The sequence below is a fragment of the Paenibacillus arenilitoris genome (assembly GCF_014705655.1).
GTDB lineage: Bacteria > Bacillota > Bacilli > Paenibacillales > Paenibacillaceae > Pristimantibacillus > Pristimantibacillus arenilitoris.
This window is the reverse complement of record NZ_JACXIY010000037.1, coordinates 33,258-59,076: the sequence shown is the minus strand read 5'-3', so window position 1 is coordinate 59,076 and position 25,819 is coordinate 33,258. Positions and strand designations below refer to the sequence as shown.

The window sequence follows — 25,819 nt, the reverse complement described above, 5'->3', positions numbered from 1 at the left end:
CGTCAGCGCTCCCCGTTCCGCCGCTCCCGGTATTGCCGGGGGGTCACTCCCTTCAATCGAAGGAAGACGCGGGAGAAGGTCGGGTAGGAGGAGAAGCCGGATTCAAACGCGATTTGGGCGATCGGCAAGGTCGAGGAGAGGAGCAGGCTGCACGCATGCCGGATCCGAAGCTCGTGCAGGAAATCGACGAAATGCAGGCCGAATTGCTCCCCGAACTGGGAGCTGAGCTGCGTCGGATGGACGTGGAACCTCTCGGATAACTCCTGCAGCGATAACGGGTCCAGGAAGTGCTCGTAGACGTACTGGACGACCGGCCATATATTTCTGGAGGAAGGCGCAGGCCTTCCTTTTTTATTTGGTTCCTGCGCCGCGCTTCCGTGCCGGACGAATTGGGACAGCGCCTGCAGCAGCAAGGAGCGGAGCACGATCGGCCGCCACGCCTGCGACGATTCGTACTCCCCGTAAAGCGCGTCCCACAGCCGAACCGTCTCACCCAGCGCCTCCTCCGGCAAGCGAACGTAAGCGGGCTGATCGGGATCGCGGCCAAGCAGCAGCTCGTCGAGCCCCCATGCCGCTTCGGGACCCGTCGCTAGCAGCTGCATGTCGAAGTTGCATATATACATCGTTAACCGGTCGTCCGCCAAGGAACGGTACTCATGGATCTGATAAGGGAGCAGCAGCACCAGCGTGCCGGGCCGCAGATCATGCTCCGCGCCGTTGATCCGCTCCTTGCCCCTTCCTTCCAGCACCAGCGAAAACTCGATAAAATCGTGCCGATGCGGGGAGACGGACGTATATTTCTTTTTTTTCATATAAAAAGGGAAATCCGAATCGATATTCGGAAATTCGAACAAGTATTGGGGGTACATGCCGTTCTCCTTGCCTCCCGCCGATCGTCGTAGCTTTATTATACGATTGAAGCGCTTCCAAAGAAATGAAAGGTTTTATAAAATTATGAGAACCGCCATCCGCGGCTTCGGGCTATAATCCCACTATCATAACGGTTTCGCAAAGGAGAGGGAATGGTCGAATGAACAACGCGATGGAGAGCGGGAACGGGTTCCGCGGCATTTTTTCGGCGCTGCTGACGCCGATGCGCGAGGGGGGAGACATCGATTTCGAGTCGCTGGCCCGGCTGGTCGAGCATCAAATCAAGCAAGGCATAAGCGGCTTCTACGTGGGAGGCAGCACCGGCGAAGGCTTTCTTCTGACAGCCGAGGAACGGATGGAGTTATTGGAGGCGGTCGTCCGGGCGGCTGCGGGCCGCGTCACGATCATCGCCCATGTCGGCTGCATAAGCACCGGGGAATCAGTCCGGCTGGCGGAGCATGCCGAGGCGCAGGGCGCGGACGCCGTATCCGCCGTCGTCCCGTTCTATTACAAGGTGTCGGCGAAGGAAATCCGGGAGCATTACGAATCGATTATGGCGGCGACCTCGCTGCCGATGATCGTCTACCATTATCCCGGCGCGACCGGCGTCAGCTTGTCGACGGATTTCTACGAGCAGCTCAGCCGTCACCCGCAGTGCATCGGCGTCAAGTTCACGTCGCTCAACCTGTTTGAAATGCAGCAGATCCGGGCCAAGTGCGGCGAGAAGTTCCTGATCTACAACGGCCACGACGAGGTCTACCTCGGCGGCGCGTATGCGGGAGCGGACGGCGCCATCGGAAGCACCTTCAATATGATGCCCGGGCTGTTCGCGCGAATGTACGACGCCGTCGCCTCGGAGGAGCGTCCGGCCAAGCGGTCGCTGCAGGCGCTGCAGGCGGAGGCGAACGAGGTCATCGCCCATATGATCGGGTATGACGTGATCCCTTACGAGAAGCACATCCTGTATTTGCAAGGCGTAATCGCGACACCTGCCGTGCGAAGGCCGCTCAAGCAGTTCACGGCGGAGGAGCGCGCTTCGATCGAGGCGTACTATGTGCAGAGCGGCACGCTTCGGCGCTATCGGCACGAGAAGAAATGGGGGAATGAGGGATGAAAGCTTCAGCGAAGGCGAAGGCCGTAATGCTGCTGCTGGCGGTCCTGCTCCTGGTTCCGGCCATGCGGGCGGAAGCGGCAGGCACGTCCGGCTCGAAGGTCGTCTACGTCAAAGGCGGCGGTTATACGAGCGTGCACACCTCGGACATCGTCACGTACGATGCGAACAACATCGTCATTGCCTGGAGAGCCGAATACAGCCCGGATCACCGCGACATGGGCGACATCATGTACGCCTATTCGAGCGATGGCGGCGCGACCTGGAGCGCGCCGGGCATTATGGCGCAGCACGACGCGAGCTGGAGCTACGCCAATGTCACGTTGTACAACGACAACGGCACGCTGTACGCCTTCATGGGCAAGACGGACAGCAGCCTGCCGAGCTCGGACAGCCAGCAGCTGCTCGTCGCGAAGAAAAGCACGGATAAGGGACATACGTGGGTCAACCATTACATGACGAGAAACTATGACGATACGGCGGTCAAGACGGTGCTGGGCGGCAAAATCTACAAAAGCGGATCGAACTATTTGCTTCCGTACCACGGCGGAGGCCAAGGCTTGCTCCGATCGGCCAACCTGAAGGATTGGTACGAGCACGCCTTTATACCCGATCCCGGCGTCGGGCTGCAGGAAGGCTTCGTAACGGCGTCCTATTTTCCGAATACGCTCTGGATGGTTATGCGGACGAACGCCTCGAGCGGCGGCTTCGCCTACAGCAGCACCAGCACGGACGGAGGGCTGACATGGACGGCGCCGGCGCAGGAGGCCTATCTTCCGAATTTTAATTCTAAAGCTCCCGTTACCACGACGGCGGATAATCAGTACGTCTATCTGTACAACGACGACAGCGCCCGAAGCAAGCTGTACTTCAAGACGAAGCGGCAGGGACAGCCGTGGTCGGAGCCGGTGCTGTTCGCCGACAAAGGAACCGCGAAGGATGAATACCCGGCCATGATCGAATACGAGCCGGGCAAGTTCTACACCTCCTACAATTACAACCGTTCGGAGATCGTGTTCAAGAAGCTCGACGTAAACCCGGGAGCGACGGCCGCGTACTTACACATGGAAGCCGTCGATGGCGGACAGACGCCGGATGCAAGCGGCAATGACAATCATTTGACGGTCTTCGGCGCGGAGGTCGCGGCAGGCAAGTCGGGCAATGCGCTGCGCTTCGACAATCAGGACTATGCGGAGATTGCGGACGGCACGGGGCTAAGCGCCGGCACGGGCGACTTCTCGGTATCGCTCTGGGCGAAGCCGGACGCCGTGGGCGGCAGCCAGATGTTCCTGCTGTGGTACGGCGATGCCGTCGCCGGGGCAAGCCAGTGGTGGCTTCGGGCGCAGAGCGACGGAGGCATCTATTTCATGACGGCGGGCGGCGGCTCCGAGAAGGGGACGGGCGGCAGCGGCGCGTTCGCGGCGGGCCAGTGGACGCATATCGTCGCCAAGCGGGAGGCCAATCTGCTGAAGCTCTATATGAACGGCGAGCCGTACAGCAGCGCGACGGTCCCGATTCCGTTCAACGTGAACGGCGACAATACGCTTCGAATCGGCAAGGAGAAGTCCGGCGCTTCAAGGCCGTGGGCGGGCCTTATAGACGAGGTGCAAATTTTCGACTATGCGCTGAGCGACGAGCAAGCGGCCCAATTGTACGAATCGACTTTATAAACAAGCATGTCGAGGCTGATCCCGATCAGCCTCCTTGCTATTTCAGCGGGCGGAAAGGGGCAGGATCATGCGGAGAAATTTTTTTGCGAAGCTGATATTGACGATGGCGCTGCTCGCCGTCGTTCCGAGTCTCGTCTCCAACATCGTCGCTTATTTTAAAGTATCCGATACGTTCCGGAAGGAGACGGCGGCGAGCAAGCAGCAATATTTGAACCAGACCATTAACGCGATCGAGATCGTATTGAACCGAATCAAGGAGAACGCCAATCAGCTTGCGCTGAACCGGTCGTTCCAGAAATTCGAGCGGTTCCCGAGAGGCGGCTATTACGAGAGCCTGCAAGGGGAGCTCCGGAAGGAGGATCTGCCGGCGCTTTATTCGTATTTGGAGGCCAAAAAAAACGCCATCGAGACGTTCCACACGTTCCGGCTGTCCAACGCCTTCGTCGACTCCGTCTACTACTACGACGACCGCAACCAATCGGTCCTTACCTCGGACAACGACGGCTCGAACCGCCAGTTCGGCTGGGACGAATTTTACGACAAGGGCTGGTACGACAGGCTGCCGCAGGCAGCGGAGACGATCTTTTTCACCGACACGAGAATGGCCAGGCAGTACCGCTCCCCGGATAAAAACGTGCTGACGCTCCTCTATAAGACCGGCAGAGGGAACAGCGCCTTCATTATTAACCTGGATGCCGAAATGATGCATACGAAAATATTCAGCAGGCTGAACCGGCAGGACGACATTTATGTCGTTTCGGCGGAAGGGAATATCTTGTTTCACAAAAACGCCGCTCGGCTGCACCAAAGCATCCGGCAAGTTCTTCCATCCTTTGTCGGGTCCGCCGGCGAAGCGGGCTATTTCGAGGAAAACGTCGACGGCAGCCCGAAGCTGGTCGGCTACGCGGAATCGCCTCTGCTGGGCTGGACGTTCATGAACGTCTCGGATATGGAGGCGCTGTCGAAGGGGACGGTCTCCATGAAGCGAACGATCGCCCTCTCGGCCGTGCTTCTGTTCCTCCTCTCGCTCATGCTCGCCTATTTGTCGTCTAAGCGTCTGTACAGGCCGATCCAGCGGCTCAAATCGATGGCGGGGTGGAACCCGGATCGCCGCAAGCTGGAGCGCACGGACGAGCTCGGCGTCATCGGCCGGTTCATGCAGTCCGCGATCGATGAGCGGGACTACTACAAGGAGAAGCTGGATCGGAGCCTGCCGATTCAGCGGGAGCAGTTCAAGGCCGCACTTCTGAGGCGGAACCGGATGACCGCGGAAGAAATTTCCGCCAGGCAGAACGATTTGAACGTGGATCTGGATCGGACGAATCTGGTCGTCATGGCCATCGCCCTGGACGAGCCCGACCGGCAGGAGACCGGGACGGAGGCGCGCATGACCGGCGAGCTGCGGAAGCTGCGCGTCACGGATACGATCGGCCGGAGCCCGCTGCTGCTTGGCGCGAAGCGGTTCCTGGTGGAGACGGAGCAGGACGTCGTCGCCCTCGTCCTGTCGTGCGGCGGCATGGACCGCCAGCAAGTATTCAGGCTGGGGCAGCGGCTGCTCGACGAAGCGAACCGCGAGCTGGGCGGCCGCTTCACCATCGGCGTCGGCAGAACTTGCGAGTCCGCCCGGGATCTCCCGCAATCGTACGAGGAGGCGATCGAAGCGTTGAAATATCGCGTCCTGTACGGCAGCGGGGACGTCATCTCGATCGAGGACAGCCGGCTCGACGGCGCCGCCTGCTTCCGCTATCCGAAGGAGAAGGAAGAGCAGATCCTCGGCTGCCTGAAGACGGGCCGAGGGGAGGAGGCGATCCGCGCGTTCGGGGAATTCGTCGCGGAGATCGAAGCGCACAAGAGCCGCATGCATTACAACCAGCTCCAGCCTCCCTTCGTGCAGCTGCTGACGGCTATCCTCGGCGCGTTCGCCCAGCTCGGCGCGGACGTGGGAAGCGTGCTCGGGGAGGAAGCCGATCTTTACCGCGAGCTGCTCGGCCAGTCTTCCATGAGCCGCATTGTCCGCTGGTTCGAGCGCGTCATTCAAGCTTCTTCCGCTTATATCGAGCGCGAGCTGAGCGCCAAGGGGAACCAGCATATCGCCAGGGCGGTCGAGATCATCGAGCGGGACTACGCCCTGGATTTGTCGCTCAACGCGGTAGCGGAGCGGCTAAAGCTCAATCCGGCTTACATTAGCCGCCTGTTCAAGCAGATTACCGGCGACACGTTCGTCGACTATTTGAAGGCGGTCAGGCTTGAGCGGAGCAAGGAGCTGCTGCTCGGCGGCGGCATGAAGATCGGCGAGGTCGGGCGGCTTGTCGGCTACAGCCATTCGTACTATTTCATCAAGGTGTTCAAGGAGCAGACCGGGCTTACGCCCGGCGAGTACAGGAAGCTGCACGGCGCGATGCTGCGTCCCCAGCGCTCCGGGCTATAATGCGGTCGGATGAAGACGAAGCCGCCACTACGAAAGTATGACGATTATGATAAGTAAAAGAAATCATACGAAAGTGGAATTTTTATGATTTAAAGCGCTTACAGACCCTGCTATGCTTCGGTTCAGGCAAGGCAGGCAGCTTTGCCCGCCACAAATAAAAAAGGGAGGAACGGCTATGAAACAAAGGTTTGTCAGCCTGCTGCTGACCGCGGCGCTTGGCGCCGCCCTGCTGGCGTCATGCTCGGGAGAAGGCGGCGGGAACGCGGCGGATCGGGAAGGCGGGGAGAAGGGCGCGACGCCGATTTACATTTATCAGAACACGGGCGCCTTGAACGCGAAGCCGGAGGGCAGCGTGCCCGCGGAGCTCGAGAAGATGAAGCAGCACTACGTGGAGAAACTGAACATTGAGCCGATCGCCATCATCCCGCCCCAGGGCGGCGACGCCGCCAAGGAGAAGCTGAACCTGTTGCTTGGCTCCAGCGACGAACTGGATACCTTCAATGGCAATTGGGACGATTACGCACCGAAGGGCGCCATTATTCCGCTGGGTGACCTGCTGGACGAATACGGGCAGGACATTAAGAAGGCATGGCCTCAGGAGGCATGGGATTACATGACGGATAAGGAGGGGACCATCTGGGGCATCCCGCGGGGAATGCCGGCCACCCACTATCCGATCTGGATCCGCACCGATTGGCTGAAGAAGCTCGAGCTCGAAATGCCGCAAACGCTCGATGAGCTGGAAGCGGTCCTGAAAGCGTTTAAGGAAGGAGATCCGGACGGCAACGGCAAGGACGATACGATTCCGATGATGACCGACCTGAACGGCATCAAGAACGCGCTGCTTGGCGGCTATACCGAGCACGGCAACAGCAACTGGTTCGACTCTTCCGACCAAATGCTGAAGCCTGCCGAGCTGGCTCCCGGCTTTAAGGATTTTGTCGCCAAGATGGCCGACTGGTACCAGAAGGGCTACCTCTACAAGGAGTCCTTCGCCAAGTTCGATCCGCTTGAGCTGCTGAAAACGAACCGCGTCGGCACGTCCTCGATGTGGTACTCCCGCATTACGCTGCTTTTCCCGCAAATAAAAGCGAATTTGCCGGAGGAGGCCGATTATGAGATCATCCGCGGCATTCAAGGGCCGAAGGGCAAGCCGATGACCGCTTCGCCGGGGTCCACGACGGCACAGCTCATTACGAAGAAATCCAAGAACGCCGCAGCGGTTATTCAGTTTATTAACGATCAATACAAGGATATCCCGACGAATTCGCTCACGGCCGCATTTGGCACGAATTGGCGCTACGTCGGGGACAGCAAATTCGAAGTCGAGCTGACGAATCCGGAAATCGCCTACGCCGGGGAATATATGCTGTCGCTGGGCACCGCAACCGAGACGGCGTACGCCTTCAAGGATCCGATCAAAGAAATGCATGCCGACTATTTGAACAAGGAGCTGTTGCAGCTGGATACGGCGAAAATGCCCGTCGATGCGACCATTATTTACGACAAGGTGCAGCTGCAGGAGAACATTCCGACGCTCGGGGATATCGACCGGCTGCGAAGCGAGGAACTGGTCAAATTCGTAACGGGAGCCAGGCCGCTCAATGATTTCGATGCTTACATCGATCAGCTGTACAGGGCGGGGCTGGATCAATGGATTGCCGAATATACGAAGCAATATAACGAGAAGAAGCAATAGACGGCGGGCAAGGTGCCGGAGGGAAGGCGGGCCGCGTTGATTCGCTATGCGCGGCCGCTCTCCGGCGGCCGGAAGGAGGAGCGCCCTTGGCAACGACGAATACGGCAGGCGCGAAGCCCGCGGCGGGACCGGGCGCCGCACGGCGGAAGCTGTGGTCCGCCATCAAGCTGCACCGCTTTTATTACTATTTGATTTTGCCCGGCATGCTGTACTTTATTATTTTCGATTACATTCCGATGTTCGGCGTCATCATTGCCTTCAAGGATATTTCCCCCTTCGAGGGGGTTAGCGCGATTTTCACGAGCGAATGGGTCGGCTTCAAGCATTTCATCCGCTTCTGGAACTCGTATTACTTCTGGAACGTCATGCGAAATACGCTGTTGATCAGCGGCTACAAGCTGCTGTTCGGCTTTCCCGCCGCGCTCCTGCTCGCGCTGCTGCTGAACGAGGTCAAGCATACCGGCTTTAAGCGAATCGTCCAGACGATTTCGTACCTGCCTCACTTTATTTCTACCGTCGTCGTAGCGGGCCTGGTCATGATGGTGCTGTCAACCGATAGCGGCATGATTAATGCGATTGTCGTCGCCTTCGGCGGGGAGCCGGTTCATTTCCTGGGCGATCCCGCGTACTTCCGGAGCATTCTCGTCCTGTCGCATGTGTGGCAGACGGTCGGCTGGGGGACGATTCTGTACTTGGCCGCGATGACGGGGATCGACCCCGGCTTGTACGAAGCGGCGAAGATCGACGGCGCGAGCCGGCTGCGCCAGGCGTGGCACATTACGCTGCCTGGCATTACGCCGGTCATCGCGATCCTGCTCATCCTGTCCATCGGCGGCTTGCTTAACGCCGGGTTCGAGAAGGTGCTGCTGCTCTATTCGCCTTCGGTCTATTCCGTTGCGGACATTATCGATACGTACGTATACCGGGAAGGCCTGAACAAGCTGAACTATTCGTTCGCGACCGCGGTCGGCGTATTTAAGAACATTCTGGCGATGATCCTCATTCTGGGAGCCAATTACGTCGCGAAAAAAATGAACCAGACCGGCATCTGGTAAAAGGAGGGTCTTCGATGAGCGCGATGAAGCCCGCCGCGTCGGAGCGCGTCTTCGACGTCGGCAATATCGTTCTTCTGTGCGTATTGTCGCTCATGTTTCTCATTCCTTTTCTGGCCGTCATCGCCACCTCCTTCATCAGCGCGGAGGAGGCGATGCGGAGAGGAGCGTTCATCCTCATCCCGGAGAAGCTCGATTTCGGCGCATACGACATGCTGCTGAATCGCGGCATGATCATTTATAACGCGTATAAGGTCACGCTATTCCGGGTGACGGTCGGCACCTGCCTTAATTTGCTGCTAACCGCCACGCTCGCTTACGGCCTTGCGCGCAGAACGCTTCCGGGCCGCAACGGGCTCGTGCTGATCATTTTTCTGACGATGATCTTCCATGGCGGGCTTATCCCGAACTATATGCTCATCGACAAGCTCGGGCTGAAGGATACGCTGTGGGTGCTGATCTTTCCCGGCCTCATCAGCGCCTGGAACCTGTTCATCATGCGCAACTTCTTCCTGACGCTGCCGGAGGAGCTGGAGGAGTCGGCCATTATCGACGGCGCGTCCCCGCCGGTTATTTTATGGAAAATCGTCGTGCCGCTGTCGATGCCCGCCTTCGCCACGATCGGCCTGTTCTACGCGGTGCATCATTGGAACGATTGGTTCAGCGCTTCGATTTACATTAACGATCAGAGCAAAATGCCGATCCAGGTCGTGATGCGCAATATTTTGCTAAGCGGGCTTCTGCAGGACGAGACGCAGGTGGAGCTGATCCGTGACCCGCCGCCGGCCGCGACGTTGAAGTCGGCGGTCGTCGTCGTCAGCACGCTGCCGATTCTATTCGTCTATCCGTTCATTCAGAAGTATTTCGTGAAGGGCATGATGGTCGGTTCAATCAAAGGTTAAATTCGGAAGGGAGTTTATACGATGATCGAAAAATATGCGGTAAGCCGCGACGACGACTGGTACGAGGCATGGCCGGACTTGGCGCTTACGCGGAGCGGCAAGCTGATCTGCGTGTTCGCGCAATGTACGCATCACGGGGATCGATCGGCCACGCGGCTCATGATGATCGAGAGCGCGGACCGCGGCAGAAGCTGGGGGAACAAACGGCCGCTTACGGCGGTCACGAACGGCCGGCCTTATTGGAATTGCGCGCGCATTACGCGGCTTCGCGACGGCAGGCTCGTCATCGTCGCCGATCAGATTACGAAGGAGAAGGAGGGGGGCGGACGCAATTACCTATGGATCGGCGATGCGGAGGGCGAGCGCTGGTCGGAGCCGATCGAGACGCCGCTTGAGGGCATCGTCCCCGACAAGCTGTGCGAGCTCCCTTCCGGCAGGTGGCTGTTGTCCGCTCACATGAACGGGCAGTGGCTCCGCTATTCGGATAATCAGGGCCAAGACTGGTCCGAGCCGGTGCTCGTGGCGCGGCAGGAAGGGCTGAAGCTTTGCGAAGGGAGCATTCTGCCTCTTGACGACGGCACGCTGGTCGCCTTCCTGCGGGAAAATTCCGGCGACGGCCAGGATTGCTACAAGGCGATCTCCTACGATCAAGGAGAGACCTGGAACGGCGTGTACCGGATGCCGCTGCCGGGCTGCCATCGCCCCGTGGCGGGGCTGCTGCGGAGCGGGAGCGTCATGATCGCCTATCGTTTCATGCAAGGGGGCAAAGGCTGGCTCGGCTATTGGACGCAGAACTTCTTCGTCGCCCTGACGGATCAGGCATCGGCCAAGGCAACGGAGCGCAAGGAGCAGTGGACGCGGATCATGCCGGTCGATTACGACCGGAGCCCGGTCGCCGACCTCGGGTACTCCGGCTGGGTGCAGTTCGACGACGGCGAAATCTACATCGTCCAATATATCGTCGACGACGCGCCGAAGGGACAGATCCGCGGCTACAGCCTGCGGGAGGAGGAATTCCTGCTGCCCCCCGCCGGCGCGCGGTAAGGCGGACTGGACCGTCGCAAAAGCAGGTTTGCATGCGTAAGGGACGGTTCGCTTCATCCTTAACCGCCATTTTTCGTATTTGGTCGATTGCCCCTTCCCTTCGCAAACGGTAGGCGAGCGAGAGCCACCCGACCTTCAGGCTGACTTTTTTAATTTCAAAAATTGAAACAAAATGCGAAAGAAGAGGGCTTCGTGGGCGATTAGTTTCAAATTTTGCAACTAAATCGGCTTATAGCGAAAGCTGTATCGCGTATGGAACCGTTTAATTTCAGATTTTGAAACTAAATAGGACATACGTGAAGTTAAGAGCAATTTAGTTTCATTTTTTGAAATTAGCATCGCCGTCTCTTGGCCGTCAAAACCAACACAGGGCTGTCTCTCAGGTCGTAACACGGCCTTATGAGACAGCCTCTTTTCGTCCGGCCACCTCATCGATGGCACAATCGCCCCACAATCGCAGGCTTTGCGCCTAACTTGTTTCGATAAATAGAAAAAGGAGAGTCCCTCCATCATCTGGCGATGACGTTTGGGACGCTCCTTCTGTTCCGGCTGTTACAGCTGCTTCAAATAGTCCACGATCGTCAGCAAGCCTTTGTCGAAGTTCTCCAGGTTGAAATGCTCGTTCGGCGCGTGCAGATTCTCGTCCGGGAGGCCGAAGCCCATCATGACGACGGGAGCCTGCAGGATGCGGGAGAACGTCTCCACGATCGGAATCGAGCCGCCGTCCTTCGTGAACAGGGCGCGCGTGCCGTATACCCGCTCGTAGGCGTCGGCCGCCTTCTGGAGCATCGGATGCGACGGATCCATGTTGAACGCGCGGGCTTGCTCGCCCCGCTTGACGGTCAGCTTCGCGCCCGGCTGGACATGCGCCTCCAGATGGGCGATAATCCGCTCCAGCGTCTTCGCCGGGTCCTGATCGCCGACCAGGCGGCACGTGATTTTGGCATGCGCTTCCTTCGGAATGACGGTCTTCGTCCCCTCGCCTTGAAAGCCGCCCCATACGCCGTTCAGCTCCAGCGTCGGCCGGGCGCCGGTCCGCTCGACGAAGGAGTAGCCTTCCTCGCCGTACAACGCGTCGAGGCCGAGATCGGCTCGCAGCTGTTCCTCATTGTGCCGCTGCTTGAGAAATTCCTCGCGCATGTCCGGCGACAGCTCCGGCACGCCTTCGTAGAAGCCGTCCACCGCGACCCGGCCCTTGTCGTCGTGCAGCGAGGAGAGCAGCTCGACCATCGCGTGCAGCGCGTTCGGCACGCCGCCGCCGAACGTGCCCGAATGCAGGTCCGTATTGGCGGTAGCGATCGTAGCCTCGAGCGAGCACAGCCCGCGAAGGCCGGTGGAGATCGCGGGCTTCCCTTTGGCGAGGAGCGACGTGTCCGAGATGAGCACGACGTCGGCCGCCAACTTGTCGGCCTGGGTCTTCATGAAGGCGGGCAGGTTCGGGCTGGAAATCTCCTCTTCGCCTTCGATGCAGAACTTCACGTTCACCGGCAGCTTGCCCTCTTGGCGGAGGATCGCTTCGATCGCCTTCACGTGCAGGAACAGCTGCCCTTTATCGTCCGTCGCGCCGCGCGCGAACAGCTTGCCGCCGCGAATCGCCGGCTCGAACGGCGGCGTCTCCCACAGGTGAAGCGGATCGACCGGCTGCACGTCGTAATGGCCGTAGACGAGCACCGTCGGCTTGCCCGGCGCCTGCGTATGCTCCGCGTACACGATCGGATGCCCGTTCGTCGGGATGATCTCCACCTTCGCAAGTCCGGCCTGCTCCAGCTTGCCCGCCACCCACTTGGCGGCTTCCTTCATATCCTGCTTATGCTCGGACAAGGCCGAGACGCTCGGTATCGTTAGAAATTGCTTCAGTTCTTTCAAATGCCGTTCTCTGTTCTCCTGAAAATAGCGCTCGTAGCTCACAGGGACTATCCCTCCTCAACCGTTATGACTTCAGTATACCTTTTGGGACGGAGAAGTAAAACTTTTCCGGCGAGGCAAAAAAAGAGCCGGAATTGGGGATAATGTGCTATCATTACTTGTTAGGACTTAAAAGCGCCGTTAACAAAAAGGAGAACCGATGACATTCGATAAATTGAACCTATCGCCCGACATTTTAAAAGCGTTAAGCAAAGAAAATTACGAGAAGCCGACGCCGATCCAGGAGCAGGCCATTCCGGCCGTACTGGCCGGCAAGGACTTGCTCGGCTGCGCGCAGACGGGAACGGGGAAGACCGCCGCGTTCTCGCTGCCGATCGTCCAGCTGCTAAGCAAGCAGCAGGTCCCGCCCAAAGCGGGCCGCAGCATCCGCGCATTGATTTTAACGCCGACGAGGGAGCTCGCGCTTCAGATTTACGACAATATCCGCGGCTACGCGCAGTTTACGCGATTGCGCTGCTCCGCGATCATCGGGGGCGTCTCCCAGAAGGGGCAGGAGAAGGCGCTCGAGCAAGGCACCGACATCCTGGTCGCGACGCCCGGCAGGCTTAACGATTTCCTGAACCAGAAGCAAATCGAATTGAGCCATGTCCAAATTCTCGTGCTGGACGAAGCCGACCGGATGCTGGATATGGGCTTCATCCGCGACGTGAAGAGGATTATCGCGAGCGTGCCGGCCAGAAGGCAGACGCTGCTGTTCTCGGCGACGATGCCGCCGGAAATCGCCGATATGGCGAAATCGCTGCTGGTGAACCCGGTGAAGATCAATCTCGTCCCGGCGACGGCTACCGCGGACAAGATCGAGCAATCGGTCTACAAGGTCGCGAAGGAAAATAAGCTGAAGCTGTTGAACCATCTGCTGCAGGACAAGTCCATCGCTTCGGTGCTGGTGTTCACCCGGACCAAGCACGGCGCCGACCGCGTCGCCAAAGGCTTGAAGAAGGCGGACATCGCGGCGGAGGCCATTCATGGCGACAAGTCCCAGAACAGCCGCCAGCGCGCGCTCGGCAACTTCAAGAGCGGCGCGACGCGGGTGCTCGTCGCGACGGATATCGCGGCCAGAGGGATCGATATCGACGAGCTGTCCCACGTCATCAATTTCAACCTGCCGAACCTTCCGGAGACGTACGTGCACCGGATCGGCCGCACGGGCCGGGCGGGACAGAGCGGCATCGCGCTCTCCTTCTGCGAGGAGGAGGAGCTTCCGTACCTGAAGGACATCGAGAAGTCGATCGGCAGGAAGATCCCGGAAATCAAGGATCATCCTTATCCGCTGCAGCTTGCAGCCGAGCCCGAGAAGACGGCGGCAGTGTCCGCGGCGCCTGCCCGTTCCAACGCGGAGAGCAAGCCAAAGCCCGGGCGGAGACGCCGGCGGCGCCCGGCAAGCCAATAGATCAAATAAACGCATGACAAAGAAAGCCGCATACCTGGACCTATTGGTCGGCGTATGCGGCTTATACGTCTTGCTTCAATAGATTAAACGATAAATCCCTGCGGCTAACAGGGCGGCGACGGCAAGCAGGATAAGCGCTCCTCCCGCTGTCAATTTGCCGAATCGCCTTCCAAGCCGATGGAAAATGCGAGCCCACATCGTACGAGCCTCCTTTCCCGATTATAAATTTTTGCTGCGGTAAACGTAAACGGAGAGGCACCAGGACAGCAGCAATAGAACGAGGCCGCCGCCGAGCATCCATAACGAAAGCGGGAGGCCGTCCGCCTCCGGCAGGCTGCGGATAAACGAGCCGACACCGATATTCGTCCATTCCAGGAGCCGAATAACGAGCAGGGCGGCGCCCCCGACGACAAAAATGACGATTAAGTCGAGAACCTGGACGAGACGCGAACCTGCAGCGAAGAAAACCGGAAAATAGATGGCGTAAAAAACGAGCAGAATGAGAAGCGTGACCACGATCGATTGCGCGCTGAACCAAGGCAGCTCCCGGGCGGGCAGGAAGATCCCGGCTAACCAACGCCATAGAGAGGTAAGCGCAAAAGCAATCGCCATGAACATGGCAATCCCCGCATATTTGGCCGTTACGATGTCCGTTCTCCGCAGCGGGAAGGAAGCGAGCATCCGGCCATTGTTGTTTTTCTCGTCCGCCTTGCTCGCCACCACAATGAGAAAATGGCCGAATATCGCGGCAGGAACGGAAAGCGGCATGCCTTCGAACGCGCCGAGAATAAAGAAGAAGAAGCCGACAAAAACGAAGCCTAGCGCGATAAATCTCTTTTGAATGCGGATATCCTTCATGAGCAGCTGAATCATCTATCGCACCTCCCGCGTGAAGACGAGGATATCGTCCAGAGACGGTTTCTCCGCCGTGACCCGGCTTCCGATATCATCCTCGGATAATCCCTCTTTGGCGATTAATCCTTCGAACCCCAACGCGTTTTGCTGTAAACCGATTACTTTATCCCGAAAGCGATTCGTCTGCAGACACTCTAACGGCCCCTTTACCAGCAGGTAAGAATCGATCAGCTCCTCTTTGCTTCCGCTAAACTTCAATTGTCCGTTGCGGACATAAACGATATAATCCGCGATCCTCTCCAAATCCGCACTGATATGGGTAGAGAAGAGCACGGACCTATGCCCCTCCTGGATGTACCCGCTTAGGATCGACAGCACCTCCCTGCGGAAGACCGGGTCCAGGCCGGACGTCGGCTCATCCATAATCAACAGATCCGGCTCGTGGGCCAAAGCGGCGGCTAACGCGAATTTCGTTTTCATCCCTTTGGACAAATCGCGGATTTTTCGGCGTCCGGGCAATTGAAAATCATGCAAATACCTTTGAAATACCGACTCGTTCCAAGTCGGATAGAACGAAGAGACGATCTTTTTCATTTCCAGGACGGTTAAATGGTTATAAAAGAAATCTTCATCGTATACGAAGCCGATTTGCCGTTTAATTTCCCTTTCCTTGTCGCGGTACGATTGGCCGAATACGCGCACCTCCCCGCTATCGGGCAGAACCAGATTCATGATCGAGCGAATTAACGTCGTTTTGCCGGAGCCGTTAGGACCGATCAAGCCGGTAATATAACCGTTATAAATTTGGAAATCCAGACGGCCCAGAACAAATTCTCCGTTTCGTTTGGTAAATTGGTGGAACTCGACGGCATTCATGCTTCATTCTCCTCCCCGTATAAAATCGTAACTAAATGCAGCAGCTCCTGCCGGGTTAAACCAAGCTCCCGACTTTCTTTGATTGCGGAATGGATCTGATCCTCCAAGGCCCGGTACTTGATTTCCCGTATCGATTCTTTGTTTGTGCCCGATACGAATGTCCCCTTGCCGGAAACCGACGTCACGAGCCCTTCCTGCTCCAATTCGTCATACGCTCTTTTCGTCGTAATGACGCTGATCTTCAAATTTTGGGCAAGATTGCGTATGGAAGGCAGGAGCTCTCCTTCCTGCAGCTGACCGGATAAGATTTGATTTTTAATCTGTTCTTTAATTTGCAGATAGATAGGCTCTCCCGATGAGAGGGATACGGAAAGATGCATCGATTCAGGTCCTTCCCATTAGTGTATATATCGTATATTAACAGTATATATGATCAATGAGCCGTTTGCAAGCCCAAGAACACCGCCGCGTACGGCAGGCAGACCCCGCACCCCGAAACGAACGGAAGAGAGAGGCTATGTCATGTCCGAATTGTACAAAAACAGGTCCTTTATCCACAAATACACCCGATTCAAATCGAGGTAAAATTAGGCATATCTGTCTTGTCTTTAAAATATGAAATAGGGATGCAGCTTAAGGAGGGACAAAGCGTGAGCAAAGTTCGGGTAGGGTTCATCGGAACCGGGGGCATTTCCCAGTGGCATGCAAGGCAGCTGTTGGAGTTGGAAGAGGCCGAGATCGTGTCGATCTCGGATACGAGTCCCGTCAGCCGGGAGAAGTTCGTAACGAAGTTCGAGTTGAACGACGTGGCGCAATTCGACGATTACAAGGAGATGCTGGCCGCCGGCGGCCTCGATGCGGTCGTCATCTGTTCGCCGCATACGCTGCACTTCGCGCAAGCGATGGACGTGCTTGAAAGCGGTTGCCATGTGCTGATCGAGAAGCCGATGACGTGCTCGTCGGAGGAAGCGGACCTGCTGATCGCGGCCGCCGAGAAGGCGGGCAAGCTGCTGCAGGTGTCGTACCAGCGGCATTTTCAACCGGAATTTCTCTACATCCGCCAAGCGATCGCCGACGGGGTCATCGGCAAGCTGACCTCGATTACCGCCACGCTTTACCAGGAATGGGGGCAGGGCACGGTCGGCTCCTGGCGGCAGGATCCGAGCCTGTCGGGAGGCGGCATGCTGATGGATTCCGGCAGCCATATCGTGGACGTGCTGCTGTGGACGACGGGGCTGACGCCGGTCGAAGTGAAGCCTCAGCTGCATATGCAGGGAATGCCGGTGGAGATCGACTCCTTCACGTCGATCCGCTTCGCCGAAGGGCCGGTCGCCGGACTGAACGTCATCGGCTACGCGCCTTGCTGGCACGAGACGTTCGTGTTCTGCGGCGAGGACGGCGGCATCTTCTACGACAACGGCAAAATCGCGCTGCGCCGCTTGCGGCAGGAGCCGATCGTGCCGGAGCTGCCGAAGCAGACGACGAACCAGGACAAGAGCTTCATCGACGCGATTCTCGGACGCCACGAGGTGCTCGTGCCGGGCATCTTCGCGAAGAAAGTCGTCGGCCTCACGGAGATGATCTACCAGGCCGCGGACTACAAACCTTTTTAGACGGAACGGTACATGTACCTTGACCTTTCGAACTTACGACATTACGACGCAGATGGGCCTGCGCGAACCTTTAGGAGGATTGTCAACCGATGAATTTCCAATTGGGCATGCGAATTCCGCCGAAAATCGGCTCGGAAGGAATAGAGAAGGTGGCGCAGTGGGCCGCCGGGGTTAAGCTCGACGTGCTGGATGTGCCGAGGCTGACGCCGGAAGTGAAGCAGGCCTGCGACGCGGCCGGCATCGGGATCGGCTCGGTCGACGCGGTGCAGACCGGGCAGCTGCTGAGCAAGGACGACGCCCGCCGGGCGGCCGCGCTGGAGGCGGCGAAGAAGCATATGACGGAGACGGCGGCGCTCGGCGGCCGCGTCCTGTTCATGTGCCTCGTGCCGGAGGACCACAGCGTGCCTCGCCGCGAGACGTTCGCGATCTGGAAGGATACGTTCCCGGAGCTGGTCCGCCATGCGGAGCGGGAAGGGATCTACATCGCCATCGAAGGCTGGCCGGGGCCGGAGCCGCACTATCCGACGATCGGCTGCACGCCGGAAATGTGGCGCGCGATGTTCGAAGCGATTCCGTCCAAGCACTTCGGCCTCAACTACGATCCGTCCCATCTCGTGCGCCTCGGCATCGATTATTTGCGAGCGCTGACGGAGTTCGGCGAGCGAATCAATCACTGCCACGGCAAGGACACGGAAATTCTGCACGACGAGCTGTACGAGTGCGGCGTGCTGTCCGCGACGTTCGGCGCGAAATACGGCTTCTCCGAAGGCTCCTGGCGCTACACGATTCCGGGCCACGGCCAGGTGGAATGGGACCGGGTCGCCGTGCGGCTGGAGAAGCTCGGATACCGGGGCGCCGTCAGCATCGAGCTGGAGGACCATCGCTACTGGGGCTCCATCGAGGCGGAGCGTCAGGGGATCGAGAAGGCGGCCGAGCATTTGGCGCTGTATTTCAAATAGCTCATCGTTGCTTGAAGACACTAGCGAGGCGGAGACGCCTGCTCGCTAGTGTCTTTTTATTTTTTCTGCCAAGGGTTCGACCCGGTTGGTGTAGTTTCAAGTTTTTGGCGTTTATAGAAATGAATATTATTGAAAGCGAATTCTTTGTTTATTTTGAACATGGTATCTTTAATTTGACTTCTTATTGTAAATGCTTTCATCGGTTATTGTTACCTTGTTAATGGACAATAACGCGAGGAGAGATGCTACGATGCACTTTATGACAAAGAACAAATCGGTCATGCGTAAAGCGACGGCTACGGCACTTGCGGCTGCGATGCTCGTCACGGCCATGCCTCTCGTTGCGCATGCCGGCGATACGTGGCCGTTCAAGGGCGACAGCGCGCACGGGATTAACCAGCCGAACGTGCACGGCTACACGAGCGGACAGATTGCGGACTGGAGCCCGGAGACGGATCCGGATGCCGAAATGCTGCGTTCGCATGTGCCGCTCCAGCGGCGCATCCAGCCTTTTGCCGCGACTCAGGCGAATCCGCTGCTTAGCTCCGACGTGCAAATGATGAATGTTGCAGGCGATTACGGCAACGCATTTATCGAGAATGCGCCTTATACGAACAAATTCGCTCAATATCATTTCAATTTCTGGCAATATATCGATTACTATTCCTACTGGCATGGGACGGCGACCGCTTACACCCCGCCTGAATATTATGATGATCTGGCGCAGTCGAACTGGCAGCAGAAGTGGTTCGAATTCGGCATGCTGAACATCCCGAACCCTACCTATACGGATGCGGCTCACAAAAATGGCGTTTTATCGCTCGCAGGCGTGTTTTTCTCGAACAATGACCGCGGTCAGCAAACGTACAAGCAGATGATCGTGAAGGATGCGGACGGCAACTTTCCGGTCGCGGCCAAAATGATCGAAATGGCCGAATACTTCGGCTTTGACGGGTATTTCATAAACCAGGAGGAAGTTAACCCTAATGTTGCCGCCGCGGATATTCCGACGTACATTGCGTTCCTGAAGGCGTTGCAAAAAGGCGGACTCTATGTTCAATGGTATGATTCGTTGAACACGGCGACCGGCGCGAACGCGTTCGCGAGAACGTTTAACGACAACAACGTGGCCCTCCTGCATGACAAGGCAGGCAACGAAGCGGTATCCAATTCCTTTTTCTTTGATTATGGCGTTGGAAATTCGCAAATTAACAGCGCAGGTACATATTTGAATAACTACAATACGGCTAACGGCACTAGCTTTAATCTGTTCGATATCGGCTTCGCGGGTCTGGAGGCGGGACGCGATCGCTTTAAATCCGTTCAGGGAACGGCGCTTGCCAATAAGCTTGCGAACGGTCTGCCGCGTTTAAGCCTTGCTACGCTGGGAGCGGACTTTGTCCATGCCGGCCTGGATGAGGATATGGGGCTGAGCTGGCCCGTTAATCACAGGGCGGAGAACGATTACCAATGGATGACGAATTTGCGCGAGCAGTTGTGGTGGACGGGCCCGAACGTGGACCCGAAGAATACGGCGAAATCCGCAACGAATACCGTTGCGGACGTTTATGCCGACAATCGCTACTGGCCGGGCATCTCTTCCGTTATTGCAGAGCGCTCGGTTATTGACAGCGGCAATTTCTATACCAATTTTAACACCGGACATGGATTGAACTACTATGTGAACGGCGAGGTGTCCAATAACGACGAATGGTCGAACATGAGCTTGCAGGATGTGCCGGTAACTTGGCAATGGTGGCAGGACACGAAGGGCAACCGTCTGACGGTAGACTATGATTACGGCTCCGAATACGACTTGACGGCCACAACGCGTTATCGGTATGAGCAGCTTGGCGGCTACAACGGCGGAAGCTCGCTGGCGGTGAACGGCAGCCTGAACGCCGAGAACTTCCTGCGTCTGTTCAAGACGGATCTGGACGTCCATACGGGCTCGAAGCTCTCGATCACGTACAACAAGCCGTCGGCGGACGATCAGTCTGCCGCTTATATCGGTCTGATTCTCGAGGACAATCCGGCGCAAGTCGTTAAGGTGGCCATTCCCGATTCCGGTCTTCAAACATCCGGTTGGGTGACCAAGGAGCTTGATCTTGGCGCCTATGCCGGTCAATCGGTTTCAGCCTTCGGCTTGGTCTTCGATCCGGGCCAAACGGCTGTAGCCGACTATCAAATAAACGTAGGCCAAATCCGCATTACCGATGGAACGGCAGCGAAGCCTGCGGCTCCGACCGGTCTGACGATTACGGAAGCGTTTGCCGATTCGGGCGAAATGAATGTGAAGTGGGATATGGAGCAGGACTACTCGAAGGTGAAGCAGTATAACGTATACATTAACGATGTATATGTAGGCGGCAAATATGACGATGTGTTCTATATTAAAAAAATTCCGGCCAAATCCGGCACGTTAAAGGTCGTTCCGGTTGGAGCCGACGGCGTAGAAGGCGATGCGGCAACGCTGGCCTTTGACCTTGATCAAGCGGTATCGGGCATCGCCGTCGACTCGCGGGCATCGGGCGAAATGACGGTAAGCTGGACGAATCCGCAAAATGCGTCGGGAGATACGACGGTTGCCATTCGCTCGCTGAACCGGATTACGACGTCAGAGCCGGTTGCGGCGCGGAAGGTTGCGAAGGCAGGCGCAACGAGCGTCGGCTTTGCGGACATGCCGATCAATGGGGACGATTATATCGTTACGATTACAACTGCTGCAGGAAGCTCGGTTCACAAAAGCGGCAATTTCATTGACAAGACGATTGAGCCATACGGTGAAGCGTGGTCCTGGAACGGCAATATGCTAAGCCTTCCGATGCCGAACACGAGGGACTGGCGTTACCTGTACGTGTATGAGAACGATACGCCGAAATCTTTTGCGACGACCTACGGCGTTGGCGACAAACCGGTCATTATTAGAGGCAGAACGACGAAAGCAAGCTTGGGTTTCTCATCGGAGGCAAAGAGCGTTTATGTGGTGATGGAGGACTATGCCGGCAATCGATCCGAGCGGACCTATTTGCGCAACTTTGCTGCCTTTGCACTGACGGGCGGTTCCGAGCTTGTGCCGGGTGCTTCCTTTGAAGCCGTCTACGGTCTGGACTCCAATCCGGAGGTAGCCGCACAGGAAATTACGCTGACCTACGATCCGGGAATGATCGAGTTCGTTTCAGCTGCCTCGCTGGATGAAGAGAAATTCAAGGTTATCGATTACGATGATAAGACGCCTGGCGAAGTAAGAATGCTTGCGGTTCATTTGGGAGAGGGAATGGCCGATCCGAATGGCAATCTGCTGAAGCTTGCGATGCGGGTGAAGCGAAAAGCGGCAAGCGGCGCAACGAACGTGCGGGTTGCGGCCAAAACGTCGGACGGCGCGACCGAGACGACGCATCAAAGCCGCAGCGTCGCGCTGAACGTGACGGAAGCCGCAGTCGGCAAACCGCAGCTTAACGCGCCGATCGCGCAAACGCAGCAGAAGCATGATGCAGCCGTTGAAGACGTATCGGAAGCTGCGTTGCAGGCTGCAATCGCACAAGTCAAGCTTGTAGATCAAAATTCGGATAACAGCTTGACCGTAAGCGATTTGGCGATTATAGCGAAAGCTATTGGCAAGACAATAACGGATGCGGACTGGAACACGGTAAGCCGCTCCGACTTGAATGATGACGGCAAGATCGATACGAAAGATTTGGTCTTTATGGCCAAAAGGATTTTGCGTTGGTAAGCATTCATTTGCAATAACAACTATTCACATTGGGGGGACAGGGCCGCGCTCTGTCTTCCTTTTCCTGTTTTAGGGATAACCGGTATGACGCTTCAGTCCTTTTTAATTGCAAAAAATGAAACGAATCGCGAAAGAATGAGGCTTCGTAGTCGTTTAGTTTCAAATTTTGAAACTAAGTCGGTTAATATCGAAGGGTAAAGTGCGAATGGAACCGTTTAAATTCAAATATTGAAACTAAATAAGGTGTGTGTGGAGTTAACAATAATTTAGTTTCATTTTTTGAAATTATTATTGCCGTCTCAATGGTCATCGAAGCCAAACAGGGCTGTCACTCAGGTCGTTTCACGGCCTGAGCGACAGCCCCTTTCTTTTACGCGAACTCCCGAGGATGCCGCCGCATCAGCTCGGGCACCGCGTCGCCGCGGCCCGTCGCTTCGAGGCGCTCGACGTACCGCGGCAGATTGCCCTTCGCGTGGTAAGGTCCGCCTTCCTTGATGACCGTCCACAGCGGATCGACGTCATACGGCATCGTCGCCATCATGTCGTCATGCCATTCGTTCAGCAAGTAGACGGCCTCTCTGCACAGCTCCGGGCGCTCCTTCGCCACATTATGCTGCTCGTGCGCATCCTCCGCGAGATTGAACAGCATCTCCTTGTCGAACAGGTGATACCCGTCATGGTAAGTCCGCACGTACAGCCAGTCGCCGAAGCGCACGCTGCGCTGGCAGACGTGGGCGCACTGCGAGACGACCAGGTAATCCCTGCCGGCATCCTCGCCGTTCTTCAGGACGCTCGCGTAGCTGCGGCCGTCCCAGCTCGGCGCCGCCGGCTGGCTTAGCAGCTCCGCCACCGTCGGCAGCAGGTCGAGATGGTAATGAAGCCCTTGGTCGCTCGTTCCGCGCTGCAAGCCGGGTCCGCGGATGATCATCGGGATGCGGCAGGTGCCCTGATCGGCCGTACCGTGCTCGCCGTAGATGCCGAGCTCGCCCATATTCTCGCCGTGGTCGGCCGTAATGATAACGACCAGGTCGTCCATGACGCCCTTGCGCTCGAGCTGCGCGAACAGCGCGCCGATATGGTCGTCCATATGGCGGATGCCGCAGTCGTAGCCGTCGATCATCGTCCGCAGCTCCTCCATGGACGTAATCTCGCCCGGATGGCGCGGATAGTTCGGCGAGGTCTTGTTGTCGTACATGTTGATCTCGCTCGCGCTGTGCGGGCCGACCTTGCGCATATGGCCCTCCAGCACGTCCTCCGTAATCCAGGCGGGAAGCGGCTCGTCCCGGAACGGATTGCCGAAGTCCTCCGGCGCCCGGTACGGGGTGTGGGGATCCCAGTAGTTTACGTACAGCATCCAGTTGTCCTGCTCGGCGTTGCGCTCGATCCAGTCCAGCACGACCGGCGTCACTTCTTCGGCGGACTCCATGCCGCCCTTGCCCGTGTTATGGATCTCGTTGAAGCCGGCATAGAACGTCCACGCGGAATGCCGCTCGCCGAACGGGCTGACGAGCGCCGTCCGCATGCCCGCCTTCCGGAACAGGGCGGGGAAGCTTTCCGAGGCGAGCCGGTCGCGGAACTGGCGCTCGATCCCCTCGTGCCGCACGTCGGCCGCCGTCCCGCCGTGGCCGACGACGCCGTTATGAATGCCGAGCCGCCCGGTCATCAGCGCGGTGCGCGACGGGAAGCAGGGCGCGTCGGACGTGTAATAGTTGTCGAAGCGCACGCCCTCCGAAGCGATTCGGTCAATGTTCGGGGAGGTGTTCCGGTGATAGCCGTAGCACCCCAGGTGATCCGGCCGGGTCGAGTCCAAATCCAGCAGCAATACTCTCATGTCTGATCAAATCCTTTCCCATTCATTATTTTTCATCATGCCCCGATCCGCTACCCCTTCACGGCGCCGGACATCCCGTCCACGAAATAACGCTGCAGGAACAGGAAGATGACGATGATCGGAGCGAGCGCGATCGTGCCGCCCGCGGCGATGCCCGTCCAGTCGACGATGTTCTCGCCGCGCAAGGCGTACAGGCCGACGGCCAGCGTGCGCAGCTCCGGGCTGCTCAGCGTCAGCACGAGCGGGAGGAGGAAGGAGTTCCACGTCCAGATGAACTGCATGATGACGACGCTCCCGATGATCGGCTTGGAGAGCGGCAGAATGACGCTGAGATAGGTGCGGACGAAGCCGCAGCCGTCCATCGTGGCCGCCTCCTCGAGCTCCTTCGGCACCTGGCGGAAGAAGCTGGCGAACAGCAGCACGAACAGCACGTGGCCGCCGCCGGATTCCGCGAGGATGATGCCGCCAAGCGAATTCATCAGCCCCATGTCTTTGATCAATTGGAAGACCGGGATGATGGAAAACTCCAACGGGACAAAAATGCTCGCCCCGAGGACGGCCAATATGACGCCCTTCCCCTTGAACGAGTACCGCCCGAGCGCGTAGCCGCACGCGGACGTAATGATGAGCACGATGACGATGACGGTAACCGTCACGATGACGGAATTGAGAAAGTAGCTTTCGAACTTGCCGTTCGTCCACGCCCTCGCGAAGTTCGACGTATCCCAGCTCTCGGGAAGCAGACTGAGCCCCTTCTCGAAAAACTCCGTCTGCGTCTTGAACGATGCGGACACCATCCAGAGGAACGGGTAGATCCAGACGAACGACAGGAGCAGCAGCGCCGCGTGAACGAAAACTTTCGGTACGACCCTCATGCGCCGCGCCCCCTTCCGGCAGAGCCGATCATTTTGCGGATAACCGCCTGCAGGACGGCGATCAACACGATCGTGAACGCGAAGAAGATGCCGGCCGCCGAAGCGTACCCCAGCCGAGGGAGCCCGATTTCGCTGGAGAACGCGAACCGGTAAATATAGGTGGAGACGACGTCCGTCGCGAAGAACGGGCCGCCATCGGTCATCGTTTTGATCATGTCGAACACTTTGAGCGCCCCCGAGACGTTAAGGAGCGTAATGACGAGCCCGACGGGTACGATGAGCGGAACGGTGATGTGGACGAAGGTTTTGGCCGGCGTCGAGCCGTCCACCTTGGCCGCTTCGTACAGCTCCCTCGGAATGCTCTGCAATCCGGCCAGCCAATAGATCATGTTCATCCCGAGGTTCTTCCATACGTAAATAAGAATGACGGTGAACATCGCCCAGTGCGGGTCGCCGAGCCAGTTGACCGGCTGGTCGAGCAGGTTCAGCTTCATGAGCGCGTAATTGACCGCCCCCTCGGAGCCCCATATATAGACCATGATGATCCCGACGACGGAAGCGGTCGTGACGACCGGGATGAAGAACAGCGTCCGGTACATTTTGGCCAGCTTCAGCAGCGGATTGTTCAGGACGACGGCGGCCAGCAGACCGAGGACGAGCAGCAGCGGGACCGCGCCGAGCATGAACAGGAAGCTGTTCTTGTAGGCGTTCCAGAAGTACGGGTCCGCGATGAGCTCCTTGAAGTTGCCGAGGCCGATGAACTTCGCGTCCGAGCTGATCCCGGACCAGTCCAGCATCGAATAATACCAGTTGACGATAATCGGCCAGCCTTGGAACATGGCGAAAAAAATCAGGTTCGGCGCCACGAACAACCAGCACCATAAGGCGATTTTCCTCGAGCGCGGCGTACGGCGTACGGCTATTTCGCGGCCCGGCTGCGCAATCGTTGTTTGACTCAGGAGGATCCCCTCTTTCCCATGCGGGA

Annotated in this window: 20 protein-coding genes; 11 read left to right on the top strand and 9 right to left on the bottom strand. The window is 57.7% G+C overall.

All coding sequences use genetic code 11. From position 1 onward, the window contains the following. Positions 1-2: 2 nt before the first annotated feature. Positions 3-812 carry an AraC family transcriptional regulator gene (locus tag IDH41_RS25100; RefSeq protein WP_190866041.1) on the bottom strand — a complete coding sequence of 270 codons (810 nt, stop codon included), beginning with the start codon at positions 810-812 and terminating at the stop codon, positions 3-5. Between the two features lie 218 nt (positions 813-1,030). On the opposite strand from IDH41_RS25100, the gene IDH41_RS25095 reads away from it, so the two are divergent. The 7 genes from IDH41_RS25095 (at position 1,031) to IDH41_RS25065 (ending at position 10,776) form a co-directional block, all read left to right on the top strand. Continuing rightward, positions 1,031-1,984 carry an N-acetylneuraminate lyase gene (locus IDH41_RS25095; protein ID WP_190866039.1) on the top strand — a complete coding sequence of 318 codons (954 nt, stop codon included), beginning with the start codon at positions 1,031-1,033 and terminating at the stop codon, positions 1,982-1,984. Beyond that, positions 1,981-3,651 carry a sialidase family protein gene (locus tag IDH41_RS25090; RefSeq protein ID WP_190866037.1) on the top strand — a complete coding sequence of 557 codons (1,671 nt, stop codon included), beginning with the start codon at positions 1,981-1,983 and terminating at the stop codon, positions 3,649-3,651. Before IDH41_RS25095 ends, IDH41_RS25090 begins: the two co-directional genes overlap by 4 nt. 67 nt (positions 3,652-3,718) lie before the next feature. Further along, on the top strand, positions 3,719-6,079 hold the full coding sequence (locus tag IDH41_RS25085; RefSeq protein WP_190866035.1) for a helix-turn-helix domain-containing protein: 2,361 nt from the start codon (positions 3,719-3,721) through the stop codon (positions 6,077-6,079). Between the two features lie 175 nt (positions 6,080-6,254). Next, a complete protein-coding gene (locus IDH41_RS25080) occupies positions 6,255-7,778 on the top strand; it encodes a type 2 periplasmic-binding domain-containing protein (RefSeq protein WP_190866033.1) in 1,524 nt (507 codons plus the stop codon). An 86-nt stretch (positions 7,779-7,864) separates the two neighbouring features. After that, entirely contained in the window at positions 7,865-8,833 is a 969-nt protein-coding gene (locus IDH41_RS25075; RefSeq protein ID WP_223830051.1) for an ABC transporter permease, read from the top strand. A 14-nt stretch (positions 8,834-8,847) separates the two neighbouring features. Further along, on the top strand, positions 8,848-9,732 hold the full coding sequence (locus IDH41_RS25070) for a carbohydrate ABC transporter permease (RefSeq protein WP_190866031.1): 885 nt from the start codon (positions 8,848-8,850) through the stop codon (positions 9,730-9,732). 21 nt (positions 9,733-9,753) lie between these two features. After that, complete coding sequence (locus tag IDH41_RS25065; protein WP_190866029.1) at positions 9,754-10,776, top strand: sialidase family protein; 1,023 nt, start codon at positions 9,754-9,756, stop codon at positions 10,774-10,776. A gap of 552 nt (positions 10,777-11,328) precedes the next feature. On the opposite strand, the gene IDH41_RS25060 is transcribed toward IDH41_RS25065, so the two are convergent. Next, entirely contained in the window at positions 11,329-12,684 is a 1,356-nt protein-coding gene (locus IDH41_RS25060; protein WP_190866027.1) for a dipeptidase, read from the bottom strand. A 157-nt stretch (positions 12,685-12,841) separates the two neighbouring features. Between IDH41_RS25060 and IDH41_RS25055 the strand changes: the two genes are divergently transcribed. Next, positions 12,842-14,092 carry a DEAD/DEAH box helicase gene (locus tag IDH41_RS25055; RefSeq protein ID WP_190866025.1) on the top strand — a complete coding sequence of 417 codons (1,251 nt, stop codon included), beginning with the start codon at positions 12,842-12,844 and terminating at the stop codon, positions 14,090-14,092. A 75-nt stretch (positions 14,093-14,167) separates the two neighbouring features. Here the strand turns inward: IDH41_RS25055 and IDH41_RS31850 are convergent, their stop codons facing one another. From IDH41_RS31850 to IDH41_RS25040, 4 genes are read right to left on the bottom strand one after another with little or no spacing between them, the layout of a single operon-like run. Next, positions 14,168-14,290 (bottom strand): hypothetical protein, encoded by a 123-nt coding sequence (locus IDH41_RS31850; RefSeq protein WP_263364606.1) that lies wholly within the window; start codon positions 14,288-14,290, stop codon positions 14,168-14,170. A gap of 21 nt (positions 14,291-14,311) precedes the next feature. Further along, positions 14,312-14,965: an ABC-2 transporter permease gene (locus IDH41_RS25050; RefSeq protein ID WP_190866023.1), complete on the bottom strand. Its 654-nt coding sequence runs from the start codon at positions 14,963-14,965 to the stop codon at positions 14,312-14,314. Then, the gene (locus IDH41_RS25045) at positions 14,966-15,823 is read right to left on the bottom strand and encodes an ABC transporter ATP-binding protein (RefSeq protein WP_190866021.1); all 858 of its coding nucleotides are present in this window, start codon (positions 15,821-15,823) and stop codon (positions 14,966-14,968) included. It lies immediately after the preceding gene. Then, entirely contained in the window at positions 15,820-16,203 is a 384-nt protein-coding gene (locus IDH41_RS25040; RefSeq protein ID WP_190866019.1) for a GntR family transcriptional regulator, read from the bottom strand. Before IDH41_RS25040 ends, IDH41_RS25045 begins: the two co-directional genes overlap by 4 nt. Before the next feature lie 270 nt (positions 16,204-16,473). On the opposite strand from IDH41_RS25040, the gene IDH41_RS25035 reads away from it, so the two are divergent. The 3 genes from IDH41_RS25035 to IDH41_RS25025 all read left to right on the top strand — a co-directional run bounded on the left by IDH41_RS25035 (position 16,474) and on the right by IDH41_RS25025 (position 22,128). Further along, positions 16,474-17,436, top strand: a complete 963-nt coding sequence (locus tag IDH41_RS25035) for a Gfo/Idh/MocA family protein (RefSeq protein ID WP_190866017.1) — start codon at positions 16,474-16,476, stop codon at positions 17,434-17,436. An 89-nt stretch (positions 17,437-17,525) separates the two neighbouring features. Continuing rightward, the gene (locus tag IDH41_RS25030) at positions 17,526-18,395 is read left to right on the top strand and encodes a sugar phosphate isomerase/epimerase family protein (protein WP_190866015.1); all 870 of its coding nucleotides are present in this window, start codon (positions 17,526-17,528) and stop codon (positions 18,393-18,395) included. 250 nt (positions 18,396-18,645) lie between these two features. Next, positions 18,646-22,128, top strand: coding sequence for an endo-beta-N-acetylglucosaminidase (locus tag IDH41_RS25025; RefSeq protein ID WP_223830049.1), 3,483 nt, complete (start codon positions 18,646-18,648; stop codon positions 22,126-22,128). 370 nt (positions 22,129-22,498) lie between these two features. On the opposite strand, the gene IDH41_RS25020 is transcribed toward IDH41_RS25025, so the two are convergent. Genes IDH41_RS25020 through IDH41_RS25010 form a run of 3 tightly spaced genes read right to left on the bottom strand, consistent with a single transcriptional unit; the run spans position 22,499 to position 25,700 of the window. Further along, positions 22,499-23,959, bottom strand: a complete 1,461-nt coding sequence (locus IDH41_RS25020) for a sulfatase family protein (protein WP_190866013.1) — start codon at positions 23,957-23,959, stop codon at positions 22,499-22,501. 50 nt (positions 23,960-24,009) lie between these two features. Continuing rightward, a complete protein-coding gene (locus IDH41_RS25015) occupies positions 24,010-24,834 on the bottom strand; it encodes a carbohydrate ABC transporter permease (RefSeq protein ID WP_190866012.1) in 825 nt (274 codons plus the stop codon). Beyond that, complete coding sequence (locus IDH41_RS25010) at positions 24,831-25,700, bottom strand: carbohydrate ABC transporter permease (RefSeq protein WP_317890813.1); 870 nt, start codon at positions 25,698-25,700, stop codon at positions 24,831-24,833. Before IDH41_RS25010 ends, IDH41_RS25015 begins: the two co-directional genes overlap by 4 nt. Positions 25,701-25,819: the final 119 nt, after the last annotated feature.